Genomic DNA, 20,412 nt, shown 5'->3' with positions numbered 1-20,412 from the left:
CAGGCGCGAAACCTGGTGTCAAGACGGTCGATTCGCTAAGGTGCGGATCATGTCCGAGGACGAGCAACGCTTGGCGTCGATGCGTGCACAGGCCCGCGACCTTACCGGGCAGTTGCAGCGCATGACCGGCGCACTCGCCGATCTCCAGCAGCGGATCGCCGACATCACGGTGACCGCGGTGTCACGTGACGGCCACGTCCGCGTGACCGTCGGACACGACGGCCAGCCCCGTGACCTATGGCTCGACTCACGTATCTACCACTCAGCCGACTCGGCCAAGCTCGCGCGGACGATCCTCGACACCATGGCGGTCGCGGCGAAGGAGTCGCGCGAGCAGGTCAAGGAGGCGTGCAAGCCATACGTCGGCGGTGACGATCTCGACCAGTACGCGTCGGGTGACTTTGCGCAGGCGATGGAGCGGTTCCGGCAACGGTTGCCACTGCGGGAGGAGTGAGTCTCTTGACCGAGGTAGACATCGCGCCGGGCGCCCAGGCGGCCGCCGAGCAGCTACGCACCCAGACTGCGGCGCACGGCGACGCCATCGTCCGGCAGTTGGCGAACATCGCCGGGTGCCCGGTGATCGTCGGTGACGAGGAGGTGGGCCGCATGGTCGCCGAGGGGATCGAAGCAGCCCGGCCGCTGGCCGACGTGACGGGAAAGTTTGCCAACGCGGTTGAGCAGGACGGCACCATCGGGGAGATCTCGGTCGGCAGGCTGCTCGAGTCCGACCGGCGTTCCTCCTTTACGCTGCGTACCTGAGTCGGGCCCATGGGTATCCAGCGGCCCGACCTCGGCTTCTGGGACTGGGTCTGGGACGCGGTGACGCTCGTCGCAGGCGGCTCGACCTGGCCAAAAACCGACGAGGACTCCATCCGGGCGTACGGGGAGGAGTTTGTCCGACTCGTCGAGGTGCTGATGGCTGCCCAGGGCGCTTTCCGACCCACCGTCGCCGAGCTGCAGGAGCTGTGGCGAGGGGTGTCGGGTGCCGAGTTTCAGCGCCACTGGGACTACAAGCTCAACACGGTCCTGCCGAAGCTGATCGAAGGATCGAAGCAGGTTTCCACCGGTGCGAACGAGGCCGCGCTGGCGATCGAGCACGAGAAGTACCAGATCCTGATCTCCGTCCTGATCTGCTGTGCGGAGCTGGCGGTCATCCTGATCTCGTCGTTCTTCACCGGTGGGCTGTCCTGGTCAGCCGCGCCCGGCGTCATCGCGGCGGCACGGGCCGTCGTCCTGCAGGCGTACCGGTTGCTGCTCGGGCAACTGGAGCGCGGGGTGCTGCGTGCGCTGGCACGCGAGGCGCTCTTCGAGGGCCTGCAGGAGTTCGCCACCGATCTCACCGCGCAGTCGCTGCAGATCGCGGAAGGCAACCGGACCGGGCTCGACGGGAACAGCCTGGCGACATCGATGAAATGGGGTGCGTTCGGCGGCCTGGTCGGTCAGGGGCTCGGCGTCGGGCTCGGCGGTGCACGCAACCTGGCGGACGGCGTCGAAAACGCGGTGGGCCGGCGGGTCGCCGGCGGCGCGGTGGACGGCGTCCACGGCCAGGCCACCGACGCGCTGACGAATTTCGTCGCCAACGGTGTCGAGAACGGCGAATGGGACGCGGTCCCCGACGATCTGGGTGGGGCCGCCGGCCGGTTCGCCCTCGGCGTCGGCGCCGAGGCGGTCCGTGAGCGGATCAGCGATGTCGGCCATACCGCCCTCGGTAACCTCCTCGGCGCCGACGCCCCGGTGGCGCCGGCGCCTCTCTCGGCTCCGGCCGCTCCACCCTCGTCGGCGCTCGGCAAAGACACCGGTGGCGCCCGGAACCCGGTCGGGGACGGTGCCGCCGCTGGCGGTGGCCGCCCGTCCGCCGGTGACGGCGTGAACGGCGGTACCCGAACATCCACTGCGGACAATCCGGTGGGCCGGCCTTCCGATCAGGGTGTCGACCGGCAACCACATCCGAACGTGGACTCCCCGACGCGGACCGCAGCGGAACCACCGGATGACGCCCGGCAAGCCGACCGGACGGTGCCCGACGCGCCGACCGTCGATGCGCGGCCCGGTAACCCGACCCCGCCCGACCTGACCGGCGTGCCGCTGGCGAACCCGAACGGGTTGCCGGGCGCCGGAGACTCGGCGGCGTCGGGTACGGCGGCCGACCCCGCCCTGGGCGCCGGGCCGCACCCGTCCGTCGTGGGGCCGATCGGCGCTGAGCCTGGCGCGGCGTCCGGCCCTCCGGCGGTGTCGGTGACCGGTCCGGAGACGTCGCTGTCCGGTCCGCCGAGCGTGCCGGCGCCCGAGTTGGTGCCGGGCGGATCGGCGCTGGTGGAGTTCTCGGGTAGACCGTCCGACTACCCGGCGGTGCCGGTGACGGGGCCGGTGGGGGTGCCCGTAGACGCCACGACGTCGATCGATCAGCATGCGGCACCGGCATCCGCGGTGTCCACGCCGGCCGGGCCGCACACCACCGTGATCGGGGCTGTGCCGGTACAGTCCGTCACGGTGTCCGGGGGTGGCGGTGGACCGGTTACCCCGCCCCGGTCCGCCGGCCGAGGAGGCGACCCCCCGCAGGGGACCGTACCGCGCGGGGGAGGGGCGTCGTCGGGCGCCGGCGATCCTGGCGACCCGGCTGGTCCGGACGGCCCTGCCAACGGCGAGGCCGGAGGCCCGGCCGGCCCCGGTGTGGATCCGGAGGTGCAACGGGCCCACGAGATCGTCGCCGCCGTGCTCGGCACCGCCGTCACATTCGAGCGCGTATCGTCCGGCGTCGAGCATCATGGGACGGTCGATCGCGCGCTCGCCGCCAAGGCCCTCGGTAGACTCCGGAATTACGTGCTTCCGCGGGTCCGCGACCTGGCTGACCTGGCGCTCCAGCCGGCGGTCGACATCGATGCGCTCCGGCGTGGGTCCGACTGGGTGGAGCGGGCGCTGGGCGAGGTGTATTACCGCCAGGGTGATGTGCTGCGTGATCAGTTCATGGAGCACCGGCGCGCGGCCAGCCGGATCGGCCTCACGCACACCAATGTCGGTGCGGTCGGCGCGGCGCTGACCCTGCTCGCGGAGCCTGACGCGCCGCGCGTCCCCCTGGCGGATCGGGTCGAGGCGGGCCGGATCGCGCTCGGCCGGGAACGCACGGCGCTGCTGACCGCCGCCACCACCACGTCCGCGACGGTGGACGACTGGCACCGGACGCTGACCGCGGTCGGCGCGGCGGAGCAGAGTCTGCACAACCTGCTCCACACGGTGCAACCGGCACTGGAGGTCCTCGCCGCGGCGAACGCGTCCCTGGCGGTCGCCGACGAACGGCTTCGCGCCGCGGTCGTGACCTTCGACCGGGCCGGACAGTACGGTGTCGTGGACGCGGCGTCGAGACGCGCCGAGGTGGAGACCCGGTTGGCGGTCCTGCGAGACGCCGTGCGGCTCGGGTTGGACGCGCGCAGGATCGAGCTGACCACGGTCGGCCAGGCCCCTGACGCGTCGGGCCTGGCCGCGCTGGACCACCTGCGCCGCAAGCTCGACGCCGGCGTCAGCATCGTGGACAGGACCGTGCGAGCGGCCGACAAGGCACTCCGGGCCCTGGAACAGGCGGCCACCAGTGTCACGGCGGCCGCCTCCCTCCCGAGCGGCGCGGGAGCCGCCGCCGGTCCGGCTGTCGAACTGGCGGGAGCCGTCGTCGCGCAGCGCCACCGGCTCAGCGACGGGGTAGCCGGCCTCCTGGCCAGCCTGCCGGCCGAACTGGCGGGTGGTTCGGACGGAGCGCACCAGCACGCGGTAGAGACACTGGATCGGGCGCTGGCCTCCTTCGAGAGGGTGCGGACGAACCTCGCCGGAGCTGTCGCCGTCGCCCAAGGCGAGGTGTTCCGCCAGGAAGACCTCCCGCGGGTGCTCAACGCGGCCATCGCGCAGGTGCGGTTCGCCAATACCACGGTCTCCCGCCAGGGACCCTCGACGGTACGGTTCACGTTCAAACAGCGGGTGAACGTTCTGGGCCGGTCCAACGCCGAGCGGCACGAGACCCACCAGGTCGAGATCCGGGTCGCGCAACTGCCGGCCGGCACCGACCTGCGGCTGCGGATGCCGACGCGCGCGGAGCTCAGAAACCCGGAGGCCGTCCCCGCCGCTGTCCTGGAGATCTCGCCCAGGCTCACCACCGACGAGACCAGCCTGGCCCGCCTCCTGGCGGACTCCCTGATCAAGGCCGGGGACCAACTGCATCCACAGACGAGGGCGGCTCGCCGCGCCGAACTGCTCACCGCCGACCGGACGCCGGGCCGGTCCACCCCGTTCAGCCGAGGGGACTCGGTGCGGTGGCAGCGGTTGGTCGGGCTCGTCAGCCGACCGTCGATCGGGCAGCGCAATCCGCCCGGCCCGGCGGCGGTCAGTGCCGCGGTGGTACGCCAGCTCGAGGCAATGGGACTACTGAGCGACCAGGCACACATGGCACGGCGCCGCACGGCGTTGCGGGGCCGGCTTCGTCCGGACGAGTCACACCGGGTGATCGCACTGCGGATGCTGGACACGCGGGCCGATGCCGACCCGGACAAGGTGCTCGCCGCCGTCGGCACCGCGCTGGATGCCGCCGGGCGCGCGTCGGTGGACGATCCCGGTGCGACGGTCCTGGGCGCCACGCTGACCGGCACCGATCTGACCGGTGCCGAGCCGACCGGTACGGCGACGGTACGACTGCGGCCCGAACCGCGCGGTCCCGAGGAGATCCGGCAGTTGCCCGTGATCCTGGAGGCCGGCACGCCGGGCGTGGCGGTCCGGCTCGTGCACGAGGGGGGAGCGTGGCGGCTGCGCGTGCGTAGGGACGCCAGTGACGCCGCCATCGTGCTCGAGACCGCCGGTGCGCTGGCCGAGCTGGCCGCGCGAACGAGCGGTCTGCCGGAAGCGGAGGTCCTGGCCGCGAAGGTCGAACGGCATCTCGTCGGGATCACCGCACTGCGGTCATTGGCCACGCCGGTGGAACGCGTCGCCGTCGACCATCTCGTCGCGGACCTGGAGCATCGGCTGCGCCGGCTCGGCGCGCCGGCGCAGCAGGAGGTCGAGAAGGTCGCCGAGGCGGCGGCGGCGTTCCGGATGGGCGACAAGCGGGCGCGCGGCCCCCTCGGACGGACCGCGGCCGCCGGCCGCGCCGCCAAGCGGGGCCTGGTCGGTCCGCGCGACTCGGCGAACACCAGCTTGCTGTTCCACCTGCTCCGTCGCGGGTCCAGCGCGGTCGGTGCCACGCTGTACGCCGCGGACACGAACCCGCCGGCCGGGCGGTCTCCGTCGCAGACACTGATGACGGCACTGCGCAGCGCGCTGCGGGATCCGGTCCAGGGTGCGTCGGACAAGAAGGCGGCGGCGGTCGCCGCCGGCGCAGCGAAGCCGGCGCGGCTGGCCAAGCCCGGTACGACCGCGCGAGTGAAGCTGACTGCCCCGCCCGGCGACGCGAGCATCGCCGAGAACCTGGCCAAGCGGGTGATCGGCGCTGAGACGGGTGCCTTTGCGAGCCTGATCCCGCTCGCCTTCAAATCGCCCGACGACTACGCGTACGGCCAGTTCGCGAAGGCCCTCCTCGCCGTGGAGGTCGTCATCGGCGAGACCGCCACCTCGGCGCTCGGTCAGGCCGGCGTCGACTACCGCCAGGACCCGGCCGAACGCACGGCGGACAACAGGGCGAAACACGAGGCGTCGCTGTCGCCGGACAAGCTGCGCAACGACGCGGCCAAGAGCGCCGGCATCGTGGCCGCGGAGCTGCGCGAACGGCTGGCGAGGATGCGGCGTGCCGGGATCCGGCTCGGCGGTCAGGAGCGGATGCAACTGCTCCAGGAGGTCGCGCACGCACGGGCCAGCCTCACGGCCGCGCTCGCCGCCATGAACGTCGAGGTCAACGACAAGGTCTTCGACATGGTACGGCGGCGCGAGCGGCTCAACCCGATCCTGCGGGCCTCCCGCGCCGCGGGCCTCGTCCTGCCGGGCTCGGCTCCCGGCGTGATGAGCTACACGCACGCCGCCCGCGGATACTTCCCCGGCGGTCCCACGTGGATGGACAACGCCCTGCGCGTCGGCAGCCAGCAGACGCTCTCGGGGGTGCAGTCGGTGGCGTTGCAGGCGCTGACCAAGGCTCTCGCCGTGCGGGTCGGCCCCCTCGCGTTGCCCTTCACCGCGGCCAACGTCGTGACCAACGTCGGGTTCGGCGTCGGGTACGGCATGGGCTGGAGCCGGTTGAAGCTGGAGGAGGCCGCCGACCAGCACGCGGTCGAGGCGTGGGACGCGCGGAACGCGGCTCGGGACTCACTCCGGAAACTCGACGCCGTCGAGCGGCTCGCGTACGGCTGGGACCCCGCAGAGACCTCGACGCCGCAGTGGCCACGGCGCGCCAAAATACTCCACAAGCTCTTGAAGGGCGATACCAAGAAGGCCTACGCCCGGATCCAGGACGACAAGGCAGCCGGACGACCCAAGCCGGTCCACTGGTGGTCACAGCTAGTGTTCAAGCACGGCTCCGGCACCGTCGGCCGGCTGGCCGGCGTCGGGTTGGCCGGGGGACTGCTCGGCTCCCCGGCCCTGGCCTTCGCGATGGTCCTCGGTTCGCTCAAACTCGCGGCGTCGATGGCGATGGAGACCCCGATGCGGGTCTGGACCCCGGCCTTCAAACGGGTCAAGGAGCTGAACGATCTCCGTATCGACGCCGCCACCAAGACGATGACGATCGTCGAGCTGGCTCGCTACGCGGCCGACCTGGGCGACGACGTCAACGCCCGGACCAGCGAGATCACCGCGGCACCCACGCCATACCCGCGGGCCGCCGGTGACTTCCGGCTGCACCGCCGGACCGGGCAGCTCGGACGCGAGATGCGGGACCTGACGGTCGGCCTCAACCCGCTGAGCCACCCCGCACCAGCACTGCGACCGGGCCCCAACCGTCCCGGCGAGGTACGGCTCACGCTGGCGGACCGGCGGCACCTCAACGTCGTCCACGACCGGCTCCGTGACCTGGCCCGGGCGGCCCTGACGACGCGGGACCGCCCGCTCGCCCTCGATCCGGAACTCATCCGCCGTGACCTGCTCGCCCGCCTGGGCGACCTCGGCCTCCTTCCAGACCCGGCGGACGATGCCGGCGCGCGGGCCGCCACCGAACAGCGGTGGGAAGCCGCCAAGCGGTACCTGCGAACGCGCCACGTGCCCGGCCCGGGCGACCTGGGTGCCGCGTTGCGTGACCTCATCGACCTTCGCGCGAACGGTCCGGATGACCCGTCGCTGACCGAAGGGCTCCGTGCCGCCTGGCGGGCGGCGCTCGACGCCGACGCCGTACGCGGCGGGCTGGCGAAGGCGTTGCAGAAACTCGCGGACGCCGGGACCATCGCGAACACCGGCCGCCGACTGCGGATGGTCGAGCTTGTCGGCAAGGACACGGTGCGCATCACTGTCCGGGGGGTGCCGCCGGTAAGGACGCACATCACGGTCGAGGCGGCGTACCCGGCCCAGGGGGCCGGAGCCGAGCTGCGTCCGGCGTCCGCGCAGGATTCCCGGCACCGGCTGGTGATCGCACCGGACCTGCTGGGCGACCCGGCATGGCTGGCCCAGACCCTGCGGCGGGTGCTGGACGAAGTCCGGACGACCGGCGGCACGGTCGGGTCGGGCATCACGGACATCCCGCGGCCGGATCCACCGTCGGGTCGGTCTGGTCCGCCATCGGGTCCGCCGCCCGCCCCGGGGGCGCCCTCCGGCGCACCGCCTGCTCCGGGCGCAGCGTCGACAGGCCAGCCCGGGGCGACCACAGCAGCCCCCGTCGCGCCGGTCTCCGCGGTGATCGCCGGTCTCCGCGGGGACCCGGTGATCGCCACCCCGGGCGCTGTTACCGCCGGGGTGCCGTCCGGTGCCGCACCGTCCGGCGCGGGCGGCGGGCAGGGACAGCCTCCGGCTGGTGGCGGTGGAGCCGGGGCGCAGCCGGGGTCGCCCGACGACCCGGGTCGGCCGGACGGGTTCGTGCCCAGACAGGTGGCGAACACGCCGGAGCAGGCCGCTCTGGTGGCCGCGGCCGTGCGCGCTGCCCTGAAGGTGGCCAGATCGCGCATCAGGCAGGTGCTCGACCCGAAGCACACCCGGGTCGACTCCCTGTTCGTGTCGGTCGCCAACAAGAATCCGGGACCCGTGCGCACGGACGGGACGGTCGTGTTCACTCCGCGTCACGGCAGGCCGGTCGCCGTCACCGTGCGCATCGATCCGCGACTGTCCGGGGAGACGGTGCGGACCGAGGTGCCGGCCGACGGTGTCGCGCGGGCCGCCATCCGGGGCAATCCGGAAGCGGTGGTGTCGATCTCGGCGGACCTGACGGCGCCCCGACACGCCGGCCTTCTCTCCGACCACCTGCTGGGTGCGATGGAACACGCGCGGCAGAGCCACCAGCGCGGCGCGGAGGTGGTGCATCGCGCGGCTCCCACCGCCACGCCGAACCGGTGGTCCGGTCTGTCGGCCCGCGACCTGGGCCGGCTGGCCGCGCTCGACGCGGCGATGGCACGCCGAGACACCGACGCCATGGTGCTGCACCTCGGCGACATGGGGCTGCTCACCGATCAGGCGGGCGCACGGGAACGGCTGCCGCTGCTCGCCGATCGGGTCGGCGTGGGGGAGGGCCAGCGGCTGCTGGCCAGGCTGCTGTTCGGCACGCGTTCGGCGCCGGACGCCGCGGCGGTGCTGGACACCCTGTGCCGGGCGCTGGACCGGGCCGTCGACGACTACGCGGAAGGCAAGGTCGACGCGGCCGGGGTGCTCGACCCGGCAGCGCCGGACCCGCACGTGACCGTGTCGGTCAATGGTCGTACGTTGCGGATCCCGTTGGAGGTGGCGCCTCCGGGCAACCGCGACTTCGCCGTACGGCTCGTGGTCGACGACTCGGCCCCGCACCAATACCGGATCCAGTTGCGTCAGGATGCCAGCGACCCGGCGATCGCGGTGGAGACCGCCGGTGTCCTGGCTGAGCTCGGCGACCGGGTGCGGCTGCGGGGCCGGTACGGGCAGTCCGGCGACGAGGTGCGGATCGCCGCGCGCAGTGCGGTGAACGCCCGCCTCGAAGTGCTCAGGGACCTCTACGACGGCAAGTCCTTCAACTGGCGGCAGCGTGTCTTCCTCAGCCCGTCGGTCGGCGAGCGTGCCCTGGTCGTGCAGGAGATCGCGGCCCGAGGTCTGCACGACCTGCGTAACGCCGTCGAGCACCGGTCGTTCTTCGACAAGCTCGAAGGCCGGTCCGGTCGGGCGGGACACCGGCCCGGGGCATCCCCGCCGATGGCCGCACCGCGACCGTCGCCCAGGCTGTGGTGGCCACACGAGTTCCGCCGATGGTTCTCGGGGCTCGGCGGCGCCGCCAACACCATCGGGATCGGCCTGGAGTTCGGCCGGGACCCGACCCTGATCGCCACGAGCGTAGCCGCCGGCCTGCTGGGCAGTGGGGTGGGCCAGGCGTGGGCGGACGCGGTGCTGGGGTCCCGGCTGCCGAGTGCGACGCTGCGGACGGCCGGCGAGTTGGGGCCGAAGGAACCGGACCGGCGCGTCGACCCGCAGGACAACACGCCGCTGAGCGCGAACGTGACCAAGCGGGTGCCGTACGCGGTCGTGTCATCGGGCGTGACCGTCGCTGTGCTCGCTTCCGGTAACGTCGTCAGGGCGGCCGTCGGCGGCGCCATCACCGCAGCGGCCTCGCTGGGTCAGGCATTTCTCGACAAGTTCGCTGATCCCTACGAGAAGAACGCCGTCCAACTGCGCAAGCGACTGGAGGCGCTGGAGCCGGACAGCCGCCGCAACGAGGCCGCCAGGGCGTTGCGGTATCACGCGGAGGCGTTGGCCGAGCGGTTGAGCCAGCCCGACGGCGAGACCAGGGCGGCGCTGGAGGACACGCTGCGGAAGATCCGTGCGTTCCGGGACGCGACCGAGATCGAGGTACAGAGCAAGATCAGCGACATGGAACGCAGCCGTAGGCTGTTCAGCACCATGAGCTGGGTGTGGGACGACACCGCAGGTCTCCGCACCGGGGAGACCTACACCATGGTGCACTTGCCCAGCGGCAACGCCGGTGCGTGGTACAACGAGGCGCGGGTGGGCGGGCAGCAGGCCATCATGCAGGTGCCCTCGGCGCTGCTGGGGATGAGCCCGTTGAACTTTGCGAACCTGCTCGCGGCGGGCGGTCGCGGGGCCCTCTACGGGAAACTGTGGACCGTGCTGAGCGGGCAGCAGGCGCAGGCCAGGGCGGCCCTGGACGCGTGGGACGCGCTGCACCACCTCAAGGAGGCGGAAGGCATCGTGGCGGGCATGCTCGATCCCGGCACCGTCGGGCCGCGGGAGGCCCGCGAGGCCGCCTCCAGCGCGCGGGAACAGAAGCGGCACGACGATGCCATCGACCGGCCCCGGACGGAGTCGCGGATCCACCAGGCCAACAAGCACCTGCTCGGGTTCGTCGGTTCGATCGCCGGCGCCTCGGTCTTCTTCCCGTTCTGGCACCCGGGCCTCGCCGTCGTGTACGTGGCCGGACAGGCCGGCTACACACTGGCGTACGCCATCGGTGAAGGCGTCCAGCGGATCCGGCCGGGGTACTCGGAACGGGCCCACATAGACGGTGAACTGCTCGGGAAGGCCCGCCGGCTGCCGTACACGACAGTCGAACGAGCCCAGGAGATGGCGATGCTGGCCGAGGTCGCGCGCACCGCGCAGGAGGACATCAAGCCGATGCCCGTGCCGGAGCGACGCGGGTTGGCCGCGGCGCACGGGATCACCCAGGCCGATCTGCGCAAGGGGGCCGACGCCGTGGCCGGACTCCGGCACCCGATGCGGTCGCCGGTGTTGCGGCCGGGGGCGAACGACGCCGGCGAACTGGTGCTGTCCAGCGCCGACCACGCCACGGTCGACGGGCTGTTCCACCGCGTCGAGGAGATCGAGCAGGCCACCGCGGGCGGGCGGCGCCCGGTTGGCCTGGTGCCCAGGGTCCTGCTCGGTGAGCTGCGGCTGTATCTCGAACGGCACGGCCTGGTAGCGCTCACCGAGGGCGAGGCTGCGGCGGGCGCCGCGCGGGCGCGCTGGGAGGCCGTGAAGGCCAGCATGACGCGCCGGCACGGGCTGGACCTGGACAGCCTTGACGTGCTGCGGACGCTGCGCCGGCCCGAGGCGACGTGGCCCGACCGTGTCGGGATCCGCGATCGGCTGGTCGTCGGCGCCCCCGACGCGCGTACGCCGGGAACGGCCGATCTCACCGAGGTCAAGGCCTGGCTTGCCGACCGTCGGCGCCGCGACCCGCTCCAGCTACCCCTGCTCACGGCGCTGGACCGGGTGGAGGGTCCGGCGTGGCCGGGCGCCACCACGGTGCGCCTCGGGTCGCCGCCCGGGCTGTTGCGGGTGAGCACGCCGGACGGTGATTTCAGCATCCGGGTGCGGGTGCTGGACCCGGGCGCCGGTGACATCGTCGCGGAGCTGCGGCCGGCGGCCGACACGTTCGGCCGGGCGGTGATCGGCGCCGACACGTACGAGCCGCACCAGTTGTTCGTGGACGCCGCCGTTCTCGGGGATCGGCAGCGGTTCGCACGGGTGCTGGACAACGCCGTGCGGTACCTGGCGGACGCCGCACCGGACCGGCTGAACCGGCTGGCCCTGCCCGATCCCGGGCAGCTCGTCATGTACCGTGCCGACCCGCCCGCCCCGGGGGGCGGTGGCGCGGGCCACGGCGCTCCCGGTGCCCGCTGAGACCGACGCGGATGAGTTGGTGGCTGGCGCTCGCGGCACTGGGCGGGGCACTCGCCGGCCTGGGCCTCGCCGCCGTGCTCTGGCGACGCTCGACCGCCGCCAGGAGGGCTGAGGTCGCCCAGTTGGAGCAGCTCGTGGAGCGCCGAGCCGAGCAGGTCAACTCGCTCAGTCACGAGCTGCGCACGCCGTTGAGCATGATCAAAGGTGCGGTGGACCTGCTCCGGGAGGGCAGGCCCGGGCCGCTGACTCCGGCCCAGGAGCGGTTCCTCCAGGTGGTCGACGACCAGTCCACCCAGGTGATCGCCCTGTGCGAGAGCCTGCTGATCCAGGCGAAGATCGAGGCCGGCCTGTTCGTCCCGCAGTTGGAGCGGGTTGACGTGTCGAGCGTCGCGCGCGACGTCGTCACCGCGATGCGACCGCTCTGCGCACAGCGCCAACAACGGATCAGCCTGGACACGCCCCAGGTGGTGCCGAGAATCCCGGCGGATCCGATGCTGCTGGCCCAGGCGTTGACCAATCTGCTGTCCAACGCGAGCCGGTACACCACGACCGGTGGCAGCGTCCACGTCCGAGTGGTGCTCATCGACACCGGCATCGCCGTCTACGTCACCGACGACGGCGCGGGGATGACCCGGGAGGAGCGCCACCGGCTGTTCCACCCGTTCGCCACCGGACGTCCGCTCGCGGACGGCACGGGGCTCGGACTGGTCATCACGAAAACCATCGTGGAACTGCACGGAGGCGAGCTCATGGTGCACACCGCTTCGGCCCGGGGAACGACGTTCCTGCTCACCCTGCCGAGGAGCCGCAGGTGAGCGGGCCGACCGAGGGCAGGGCCAACCCGCCCGGCCCGATCGCACTCGTCGTCGACGACGAACCGCAGATGACGATCATCATCGAGTTCGCGCTGCAGACCCAGGGCTTCACCGTGCTCACCGCACACGACGGTGCCACCGCGCTGCACCTGCTGCGGTCGCGCCCGATCGACCTGGTCGTGCTCGACGTGCTTATGCCGACGATGGACGGGCTCACCCTGTGCCAGCGCATCCGGGCGCGGTCCGAGGTACCGATCATGCTGCTCACCGCCCTGGCCCAGCATGACGACGTCATCGCCGGGTTGGAGCACGGCGCCGACGACTACGTGACCAAGCCGTTCCACCCCCGCGAGGTGGCGCTGCGGGCGCAGGCGCTCGTGCGGCGCCGGCGCGGCGCCGGCTCCGCGATCCGGGTCGGGCGGCTCACGATCGACACCGCGACCCAGACGGTAGTGCTCGGGCAGCGGCGGCTCGACCTGCCCTACACCGAGTTCAAGTTGCTGGCGCACCTGGCGAACCGGCGGGGCACCCCGCAGTCCTGGCAGGAGCTGCTGCGTGACGTCTGGGGGTCGACCGACCTGATCGGCGGCCGCGACATCGTCAAGTCCACCATCTATCGGCTGCGGGCCCGCCTGACCGAGGCGCCGGGTGGTGCGGGCTACGTCCGCACCCTGCGCGGTGTCGGCTACCTGATGCCCGACCTGTCTCAGGAGCCGGACGACCCGTCCAGGTGACGGGAGTGTCACCAGGGATCACGCCGCTGTTACCGGCCGACGGTTCACACGCCTCTAACCTGACCGCAACATTGAGCATCCCGAGGAGGTCAGCGTCGTGGTTGCAGGACGGTTGCGGGTACGTGCGACACGGGCGGCGGCGATGTTGGCCGCCGCGCTGATGGTGACGGCCGGGTGCGCCCGCGAGAACAGCGGCGGCGGATCGTCGGCGAAGGACGGCGGGGTCGTGCACGTGGTGTGCGGTGCCACCGAGGACTGGTGCGCGGCGACAACCGCCCGGTTCACCAAGACCACCGGCATCAAGGCGGACTTCGTCCGGCTCTCCAGCGGCGAGGCGCTCGCCCGTATCAAGGCGGGCAAGGGCAACGTGGAGTTCGACGTCTGGTACGGCGGCCCGGCCGACGGTTACGCCGCCGCGGCGAAGGACGGCGTGTTGGACACCTACGTCTCGCCGGGCTCGACCATCATCCCTGACCGGTACAAGGACAAGAGTGGCCTCTGGACGGGTGTCTACGTCGGCGCCCTGGGCTTTTGCAGCAACACCACCCTGCTGAAGAAGGACGGGCTGGAGGTGCCCGACTCCTGGGCCGACCTGCTCGACCCGAAACTGTCCAAGGACATCGGCATGGCGCACCCGTCCACGTCCGGCACGGCCTATACCGCGCTGTGGACGCAGGTGGTGCTCGGCGGCAGCGAGGACAAGGGCATGGACTACCTGCGTAAGTTGCATCCGAACATCCTGCAGTACACGAAGTCCGGCTCGGCACCCGCGCAGATGACGGCCCGGGGCGAGGTGGCGGTCGGCATCATCTTCTCCCACGACTGCGTCGCCACGATGGAGCAGGGCTTCCCCGACCTGAAGGTCAGCTTCCCGGCCGAGGGCACCGGGTACGAGATCGGTGGCGTCGCCTTGGTCAAGGGCGCCAAGAACTCGGTGAGCGGCAAGAAGTTCGTCGACTGGTCGCTCACGACGGAGGCGCAGGAGGTCGGGCCGACCGTGAAGTCCTACCAGTTCCCGACCAACCCCAACGCGAAGGTCTCCGACAAGGTCGTGAACCTCAGCGACATCAAGCTCGTGGAGTATGACGCCGTCAAGGCGGGTAGCGCGAAGTCCACACTCACCAAGCGGTTCGACGCCGAGGTCGCGCAGGCACCGAAGTCATGACGACCGTGCTCCACGACCGCGAGCGGTCCGCGCCGCCCACGGCGGTCGCACCGCGGCGGCGCCGACCCGACCTCAGTATCCGGTTGCTGATCGCCGCCAGCGTCGTGCTGGTGGCGGTCGGCAGTGTCCTACCACTCGCCGCGGTCCTGGCGACCGCGTTCGCCCCCGACGCGCTCCCCCGGTACCGGGAGTTCTTCACCTCGTCGGTGGACCTGACGATCCTGCGCAACACGCTCGTCCTGGGCGCGCTGGTCGGCGCCGGCGGTACGGCGCTGGGCTTCCTCTTCGCGTTCGTCCAGACCCGTCTCGCCGTGCCGGGAAAGCGCATCCTGCACGTCATCGCGCTGGTGCCGATCGTCAGCCCGCCGTTCGCCGTGGCGACCGCCACCGTGGTCCTCTACGGCCGGCGCGGGGTCATCAGCAACGGCCTGTTCGGCATCGAGTACGACATCTACGGGCTCGACGGGCTTGTGTTCGTGCTCTCCCTGTCGCTGTTCCCGGTGGCGTACCTGGGCCTGCTCGGCATGATGCGCGGGCTCGATCCGGCGCTGGAAGAGGCGGCGATGAATCTCGGCGCCAGCCGGTGGCGGATCCTGCGTACGGTCATCCTGCCCCTGCTCGCGCCCGGTCTGGTGGCTCCGTTCCTGCTGCTGTTCGTGGAGGCGATCGCCGACCTGGCCAACCCTCTCGTGCTGGGCGGTGACTACACCGTTCTCGCCAGCCGGGCGTACCTCGCGGTCACCGGCGAGTACGACACCACCAGCGCCGCGATCTACTGCGTCATTCTGCTGGTGCCGTCACTGGTGATGTACTTCGCCCAGCGGTACTGGCTGAGCCGCAAGGTGCGGACCACCATCACCGGCCGGCCCTCCGGCAACGTCCACCTCATCCGGGGCTGGGCACGGTGGCCGATCTACGGGGTGACGCTGTTCGCCGCGGCCGTGATCCTGAGCATCTACGGCACCGTGATCATCGGTGCGGTCACCCGCGTGTTCGGCGTCGACAACACGTTTACGTTGGATTACCTCAAGGAGGTCATCGTCGGGGTGGGGCGGGAGGCGGTGCTCGACACCGTCACGTTCGCCGCGATCGCCACGCCTGTCGCTGGCATCTTCGGACTTGTCATCGCCTGGCTGGTGGTGCGGCACCTGCGGGGGATCGCCGCCGGCCTGCTGGACCTTGGTGGGACACTCGGGGTTGCCGTGCCCGGCACCGTCCTGGGCATCGGGTTCGTCCTGGCGTATCGGCCGGACCGGTATTTCGGACCGGTCGAGGTGCTGCCCAGCCTCGTCGGTGGCGGTGCCCTGGCCGGTGGCGCCGTCGCGATCGTCCTCGCATACGTCATCCGCAGTGTGCCGGCCGGTCAGCGCACCGCCGTCGCGGCCCTCACCCAGGTGCACCCGCAGATCGAGCAGGCATCGACCGACCTCGGCGCGGGCCCGTTGCACACGTTCCGGCGGGTGACGCTCCCGCTGATCCGGCCGGCGCTGCTGACCGGCCTGAGCTACAGCTTCGCCCGGAGCATGACCTCGATCTCGACGATCGTCCTGCTGGTCACGCCGGAAACGAAGATCATCACGTCGCAGATCCTCAGCGCGGCCAATACCGGACGCTACGGCGTGGCCTTCGCATACTGCACCGTGCTGACCGCCATCGTGCTCGCCGCTTTCGCGATCATTCGCATCACCGTAGGCGCCGGTGCCTCGCTGCAACGAGTCGCCGCCAACACCGAGAGGCAGAACCGATGACCGCCGCCGCGACCGACCCGACCGTCGCCGCGCTGTCGCGTGACACCGGCACCGGACGGCTACGACTGGAAGCGCTCACCAAACGGTTCCCCAGCCGGACCGGCATGGTCACCGCGGTGGACAGCGTCGACCTCGACGTGGCCCCCGGCGAGTTCATCACGTTGCTGGGCCCGTCCGGCTGCGGCAAGACCACCACCTTGCGCATGGTCGCCGGCTTCGAGGACGCCACCGGCGGGCACATTCGGCTCGACGACAAGGTCATCGACACCGTGCCACCCCAGCGTCGACCGATGGCAATGGTGTTTCAGAGTTACGCGCTCTTCCCGCACCTCAGCGTCGCCGACAACATCGCGTACGGGCTGCGGCTGCGTCACCGTGGCCGCAGCCGGGGCGAGATCGACGCGAGCATGCGGATGGCCCTGACGAGCATGAACCTGGTCGGGCTGGAGGACCGCAGTCCGCACGAGCTCTCCGGTGGTCAGCAGCAGCGAGTCGCCCTGGCGCGCGCGCTGGTGGTCCAGCCGAAGGTGCTGCTGTTCGACGAGCCGCTGTCCAACCTGGACGCGAAGTTGCGTGGCGTGATGCGGGCGGAGATCCGGCGCATCCAGCGCATGTTCGGCATCACCAGCATCTACGTGACGCACGACCAGGACGAGGCTATGAGCATGTCCGACCGGGTCGTGGTGATGAACAAGGGACTGGTCGAGCAGGTGGCCACGCCGGGTGAGCTCTACCTGCGCCCGTCCAGCGTCTTCGTCGCCGACTTCATCGGGCGGGCCAACTTCATCGAGGTGGTTCCCGAGGAAGTCACCAGCACGAGCGCCGTCGTGCAGGTGCTGGGCCAGCGGCTGACCGTGGCGGCCCACCCCCGGGTGACGGCCAACAGTTCAGGCGCGTACCTCATGACACGACCGGAGACGCTCGAACTGCGCCCGGTCACCGACGGCGGCACCGGCACCGGGGCCGTCCTGCGCTCGACGTTTCATGGGCCGTCCATCGACTACGAGGTGGAGACGATCGGCGGCACCATCACGGTCACCGAGCCGGGTCGCGACCCCCGGCACGCGCTGGCCGAGGGTACCAACGTCGAGGTCACCATCGACCCCGACCGCGCGTACCTGCTCACCCGCGACTGAGCCGAGCCGGCCGCCGGTCAGACCGCGTCGAGGTACGCGGCACCGGCGGCCAGCAGGTGGTGCCCGTGGTCGAGGAAGTGTCGCAGTACTTGCTCCGGCGTGGATTCCCTCGCAGCGGCCAGTCGCTGGCACAGCCCCCACAGGTCGGTGGACGGGCCCGCCCACCACCAGAGGTCACGCAGCAGCGGGCCCACCACGACGGTCGCCTGGCCGGCGAAGCCGATGGCGAACCCGCCACCGTCCGCGCCGCTCACCCAGCCGATCGCCGTCTGCAACGGGCGCAGCCGGTGCCCGTGGGCGAAGGCGACACCTTCCGCACCGACGGCCGCCACGGCGATGTCGCCATCGGCCGCGGCGGGCGGGGTGTCGCCGAGCGCCACGGGCGCCAACGCGCCGCGGGCGACCAGCCCGTCGGCCAGGTCGTGGCCGACGGGTCCGAACAGGTCGGCGAGCGTGGCCTCGAACGGGGCGTCCGGCGGCTGATGCGCGAGCGCCCAGACGGCCAGCTCGGCGGGTCCGTGCAAGGGCACGACGCGGCTGCCGATACGCACCTCGAATCCGCCGTCCGGCGCGTCCGCCTCGTCGGGATAGCCGCCCAGGTAATGGCCGACGGGAAACACTCGGGCCGTCATGAGCCGACCACGTCCAGGTACGCGGCGCCGGCGGAGAGCAGACCGGGCAGCGCCTCCAGCAGCCCGTGCAGCACCCTTGCCGGATCGGTCAGGTCCGGATCGTCGCCGCCGGCCGCCTGCGCGTCCTCGGCCAGCCGCCGGCATCCGGCCCACAGGTCGGGCTCGACCTCGGACCAGGCCCAGATGAGGAAGAGCGGCCCGGCGATGGTGGTGACCGGATGGTCGAACAGCCCCAGCGTGTACCCGGCCCGGCCCTCGTCGTGCTCACCCAGCGCGAGCAACAGGGGTGCCAGCCGGTGCCCGACGGCGAACGCCGTCGCGTCCCGCGGGTCGACCAGCACGGCCAGCCCATCGTCGCGCAGCGCCGCCAGGTGCCGCTCGCCGTCGACGACACCGTTGGCTGTCAACGTTTCCATGAGTGCGGCGACGGTCCACCCTTCGGCTGCCGGCCGTTCGGGCGTGCCGTGCAGGTACCCCCACACCGTGAACCGTGCGGCGTCGAGCGGCCAGACCCGGTCACCGCGGCGCACCGGGAAGACGGTACCCGGATCGTCCACGGGACCGCTCGCGCCGCCGAACTGGCCGATCGGCAACACCAGGGCAGCACGGTCCACCGGATCAGCCCGCCACCGGCCGGTACGCGGACTGTGCCTGCGCCAACTCCGCGAGCACGGCGTCGAGCACATCGCGCTCGAAAATCTCGGGCTCCTGGTCGTACCGCGCCAGGCTGCTGGCCGCCCACAGCGCCGAGCGCGGGATCCGGGCGGCTCCGGCCGGCACGAACTTGAGGGCCTCCTCGACCGCGGCCACGGCGATCGTGAGCTGCTCATAGGCGTCGTCCAGCGTCATCGGCGGATCGACCGCCACGTGCGCCTCGTCGAACTCGGCGGGGTCGGCGGGCACCAGGTCGGCGGACCGCTCCGCGATGTCGAGAAACTGGCCGGCGTCGATGATCTGGGACGGTCCCGCTCCACCGAAGGCCGGATACACCGGCTCGGGCTCGTCGCTGGGCCGGAACCGGAACGTTCGCGGTTGTGCGCAGGTCGCACATCGGGCGGTGTAGGTCAGGATCTCCCGACCGGCGGTGAACTCGGTCATGCTCAGGCCGACGCCTCCGCAGGCAGGGCAGTCGGCCAAGGTCAGGAATAGCTGGCACTCCCACGCGGACCGGGCAACGGGCGCCGCCGAGTGGGTATCGGCCTCACCGTCCACGTTGCCCTCCGTCAGCATGCATCGATGTAGGCCGTGTGGCTCGCTAGGAGCAGGTGTAGAGCGTACAGCACGTCGGTCACGGCGGCGTCGGGCTCAGCCAGCCGGAGTTCCGCGTCGTCGGTACCGTCCCGCCCGTCCGGTTCCTCATCCAGATCACCGTCCAGGATCGCCAGATCGCCCTCCGCCGCGGCGAACAGTTCACCGGCGTCCCAGAGACTGCCCGCCGTCGGTGCCCAGCGCCACACCTCGTACGCGAACTCCGGCACGAGCACGACGGGTTCACCGGGCCGGCCCAACGCATACCATCCGGGCATTTCCGGATGCGGGCCCAGCCCGGTCAGCAGTGGGCACAGCCGGTGCGTCCGGGCGAAGCGCTCGGCGTCCGGACCGGTGGTTGCCACCTCGACCAGCACGCCGTCCGCGACGAGCACGGACATCGTGGCGGCGACCCGGTCGGCGTCCGGCCCGGCCGCGGCGCGCATGGCCTCGGCCGTCCATGCCTGCGCCGACACCAGCTTCGGCACGCCGTGCGCCAGCATCCAGGTGGCGGCCGTGTTGTCGTCCGCGAGCACGACCGAGCGGGCGCCGATCCGGACCCGGTGCCGCGACGCGTCCCGGCCCAGATAGTGGCCGATCGGGAGGACCAGCGCCGTCATGCGCGGCATCACCCCGCTGCCGTCGTCGATGCGTACCGTCCCGCGGCAACCGTCAACGGTCCACCGCCGGATCGACGTATGCCCCGGTGCAGGAGAGCAGGTGGTGCAGGTCGCGCAGGACGGCCTCGACCACCCGGACGGGGTCGGACCCCGCCGGCGCGACCAACGACGCGCACGCCTCCCACAGCGTCGGGTAGGCGGGTGCGCACGACCAGATCTCGTAGGTCACCGGCGGGACACTCACGAGCTCGCGGTCGGGCGAACCGATCGCGAACCAGCCTGCCACGCTCCCGCTGGGCCCCAGGCCGAGCAGGAGCGGCATGATGCGGTACGTCCGAGCGAACACCGTCACCGCCGTGTCCCCCCGGGGCGACTCGACCAGCAGTCCCCGCTCGATCAGCCGCTCCCTCGCCGTGGCCAGCCCGTCGGAACCGACCCGTTCGGTGTCCGTGTCGTGCGCCAACAGCCATGCTGTGTACTCCTCACCGGTCAGCACCTCCACCTCGGCGCCCCGGCGCACCTCGTGCACCAGGGCGCCGAGGCGCGTCCAGTGTCCTCGACCGTCCGGGAACGCGCCCAGGTACAGGCCGACCGGAACCAGTGCCGTCACCGAA

General features: G+C 71.8%; 13 protein-coding genes. 8 read left to right on the top strand and 5 right to left on the bottom strand.

Annotated elements, in window-relative coordinates; translation table 11 throughout:
• The first annotated feature begins 49 nt into the window (after positions 1-49).
• From Drose_RS26015 to Drose_RS25980, 8 genes are all read left to right on the top strand, one after another.
• Entirely contained in the window at positions 50-454 is a 405-nt protein-coding gene (locus Drose_RS26015) for a YbaB/EbfC family nucleoid-associated protein (protein ID WP_260723944.1), read from the top strand.
• A gap of 5 nt (positions 455-459) precedes the next feature.
• A complete protein-coding gene (locus Drose_RS26010; protein ID WP_260723943.1) occupies positions 460-759 on the top strand; it encodes a hypothetical protein in 300 nt (99 codons plus the stop codon).
• A gap of 9 nt (positions 760-768) precedes the next feature.
• Complete coding sequence (locus Drose_RS26005) at positions 769-11,700, top strand: WXG100-like domain-containing protein (RefSeq protein ID WP_260723942.1); 10,932 nt, start codon at positions 769-771, stop codon at positions 11,698-11,700.
• Positions 11,701-11,711: 11 nt separating this feature from the next.
• Entirely contained in the window at positions 11,712-12,515 is an 804-nt protein-coding gene (locus Drose_RS26000) for a sensor histidine kinase (protein WP_260723941.1), read from the top strand.
• Positions 12,512-13,249 carry a response regulator transcription factor gene (locus Drose_RS25995; RefSeq protein WP_260723940.1) on the top strand — a complete coding sequence of 246 codons (738 nt, stop codon included), beginning with the start codon at positions 12,512-12,514 and terminating at the stop codon, positions 13,247-13,249. Before Drose_RS26000 ends, Drose_RS25995 begins: the two co-directional genes overlap by 4 nt.
• Positions 13,250-13,346: 97 nt before the next feature.
• Positions 13,347-14,414, top strand: coding sequence for an ABC transporter substrate-binding protein (locus Drose_RS25990; protein WP_260723939.1), 1,068 nt, complete (start codon positions 13,347-13,349; stop codon positions 14,412-14,414).
• A complete protein-coding gene (locus tag Drose_RS25985; RefSeq protein WP_260723938.1) occupies positions 14,411-16,162 on the top strand; it encodes an ABC transporter permease in 1,752 nt (583 codons plus the stop codon). The genes Drose_RS25990 and Drose_RS25985 overlap by 4 nt, the downstream gene beginning before the upstream one ends.
• The gene (locus Drose_RS25980; protein ID WP_260723937.1) at positions 16,159-17,298 is read left to right on the top strand and encodes an ABC transporter ATP-binding protein; all 1,140 of its coding nucleotides are present in this window, start codon (positions 16,159-16,161) and stop codon (positions 17,296-17,298) included. Before Drose_RS25985 ends, Drose_RS25980 begins: the two co-directional genes overlap by 4 nt.
• Positions 17,299-17,315: 17 nt before the next feature.
• On the opposite strand, the gene Drose_RS25975 is transcribed toward Drose_RS25980, so the two are convergent.
• From Drose_RS25975 to Drose_RS25955, 5 genes are read right to left on the bottom strand one after another with little or no spacing between them, the layout of a single operon-like run.
• Positions 17,316-17,930 (bottom strand): hypothetical protein, encoded by a 615-nt coding sequence (locus tag Drose_RS25975; protein ID WP_260723936.1) that lies wholly within the window; start codon positions 17,928-17,930, stop codon positions 17,316-17,318.
• Positions 17,927-18,544 carry a rhodanese-like domain-containing protein gene (locus tag Drose_RS25970; RefSeq protein WP_260723935.1) on the bottom strand — a complete coding sequence of 206 codons (618 nt, stop codon included), beginning with the start codon at positions 18,542-18,544 and terminating at the stop codon, positions 17,927-17,929. The genes Drose_RS25975 and Drose_RS25970 overlap by 4 nt, the downstream gene beginning before the upstream one ends.
• A 4-nt stretch (positions 18,545-18,548) precedes the next feature.
• Positions 18,549-19,142, bottom strand: coding sequence for a hypothetical protein (locus Drose_RS25965; RefSeq protein WP_260723934.1), 594 nt, complete (start codon positions 19,140-19,142; stop codon positions 18,549-18,551).
• Between the two features lie 11 nt (positions 19,143-19,153).
• Entirely contained in the window at positions 19,154-19,798 is a 645-nt protein-coding gene (locus Drose_RS25960; protein WP_260723933.1) for a hypothetical protein, read from the bottom strand.
• Positions 19,799-19,850: 52 nt separating this feature from the next.
• Positions 19,851-20,408: a hypothetical protein gene (locus Drose_RS25955; RefSeq protein WP_260723932.1), complete on the bottom strand. Its 558-nt coding sequence runs from the start codon at positions 20,406-20,408 to the stop codon at positions 19,851-19,853.
• Positions 20,409-20,412 lie beyond the last annotated feature (4 nt).

This window comes from Dactylosporangium roseum (genome assembly GCF_025264685.1).
Taxonomy (GTDB): domain Bacteria; phylum Actinomycetota; class Actinomycetes; order Mycobacteriales; family Micromonosporaceae; genus Dactylosporangium; species Dactylosporangium roseum.
Note: the sequence above shows the minus strand (reverse complement) of the source record. Positions and strands in the feature narration are given on the sequence as shown.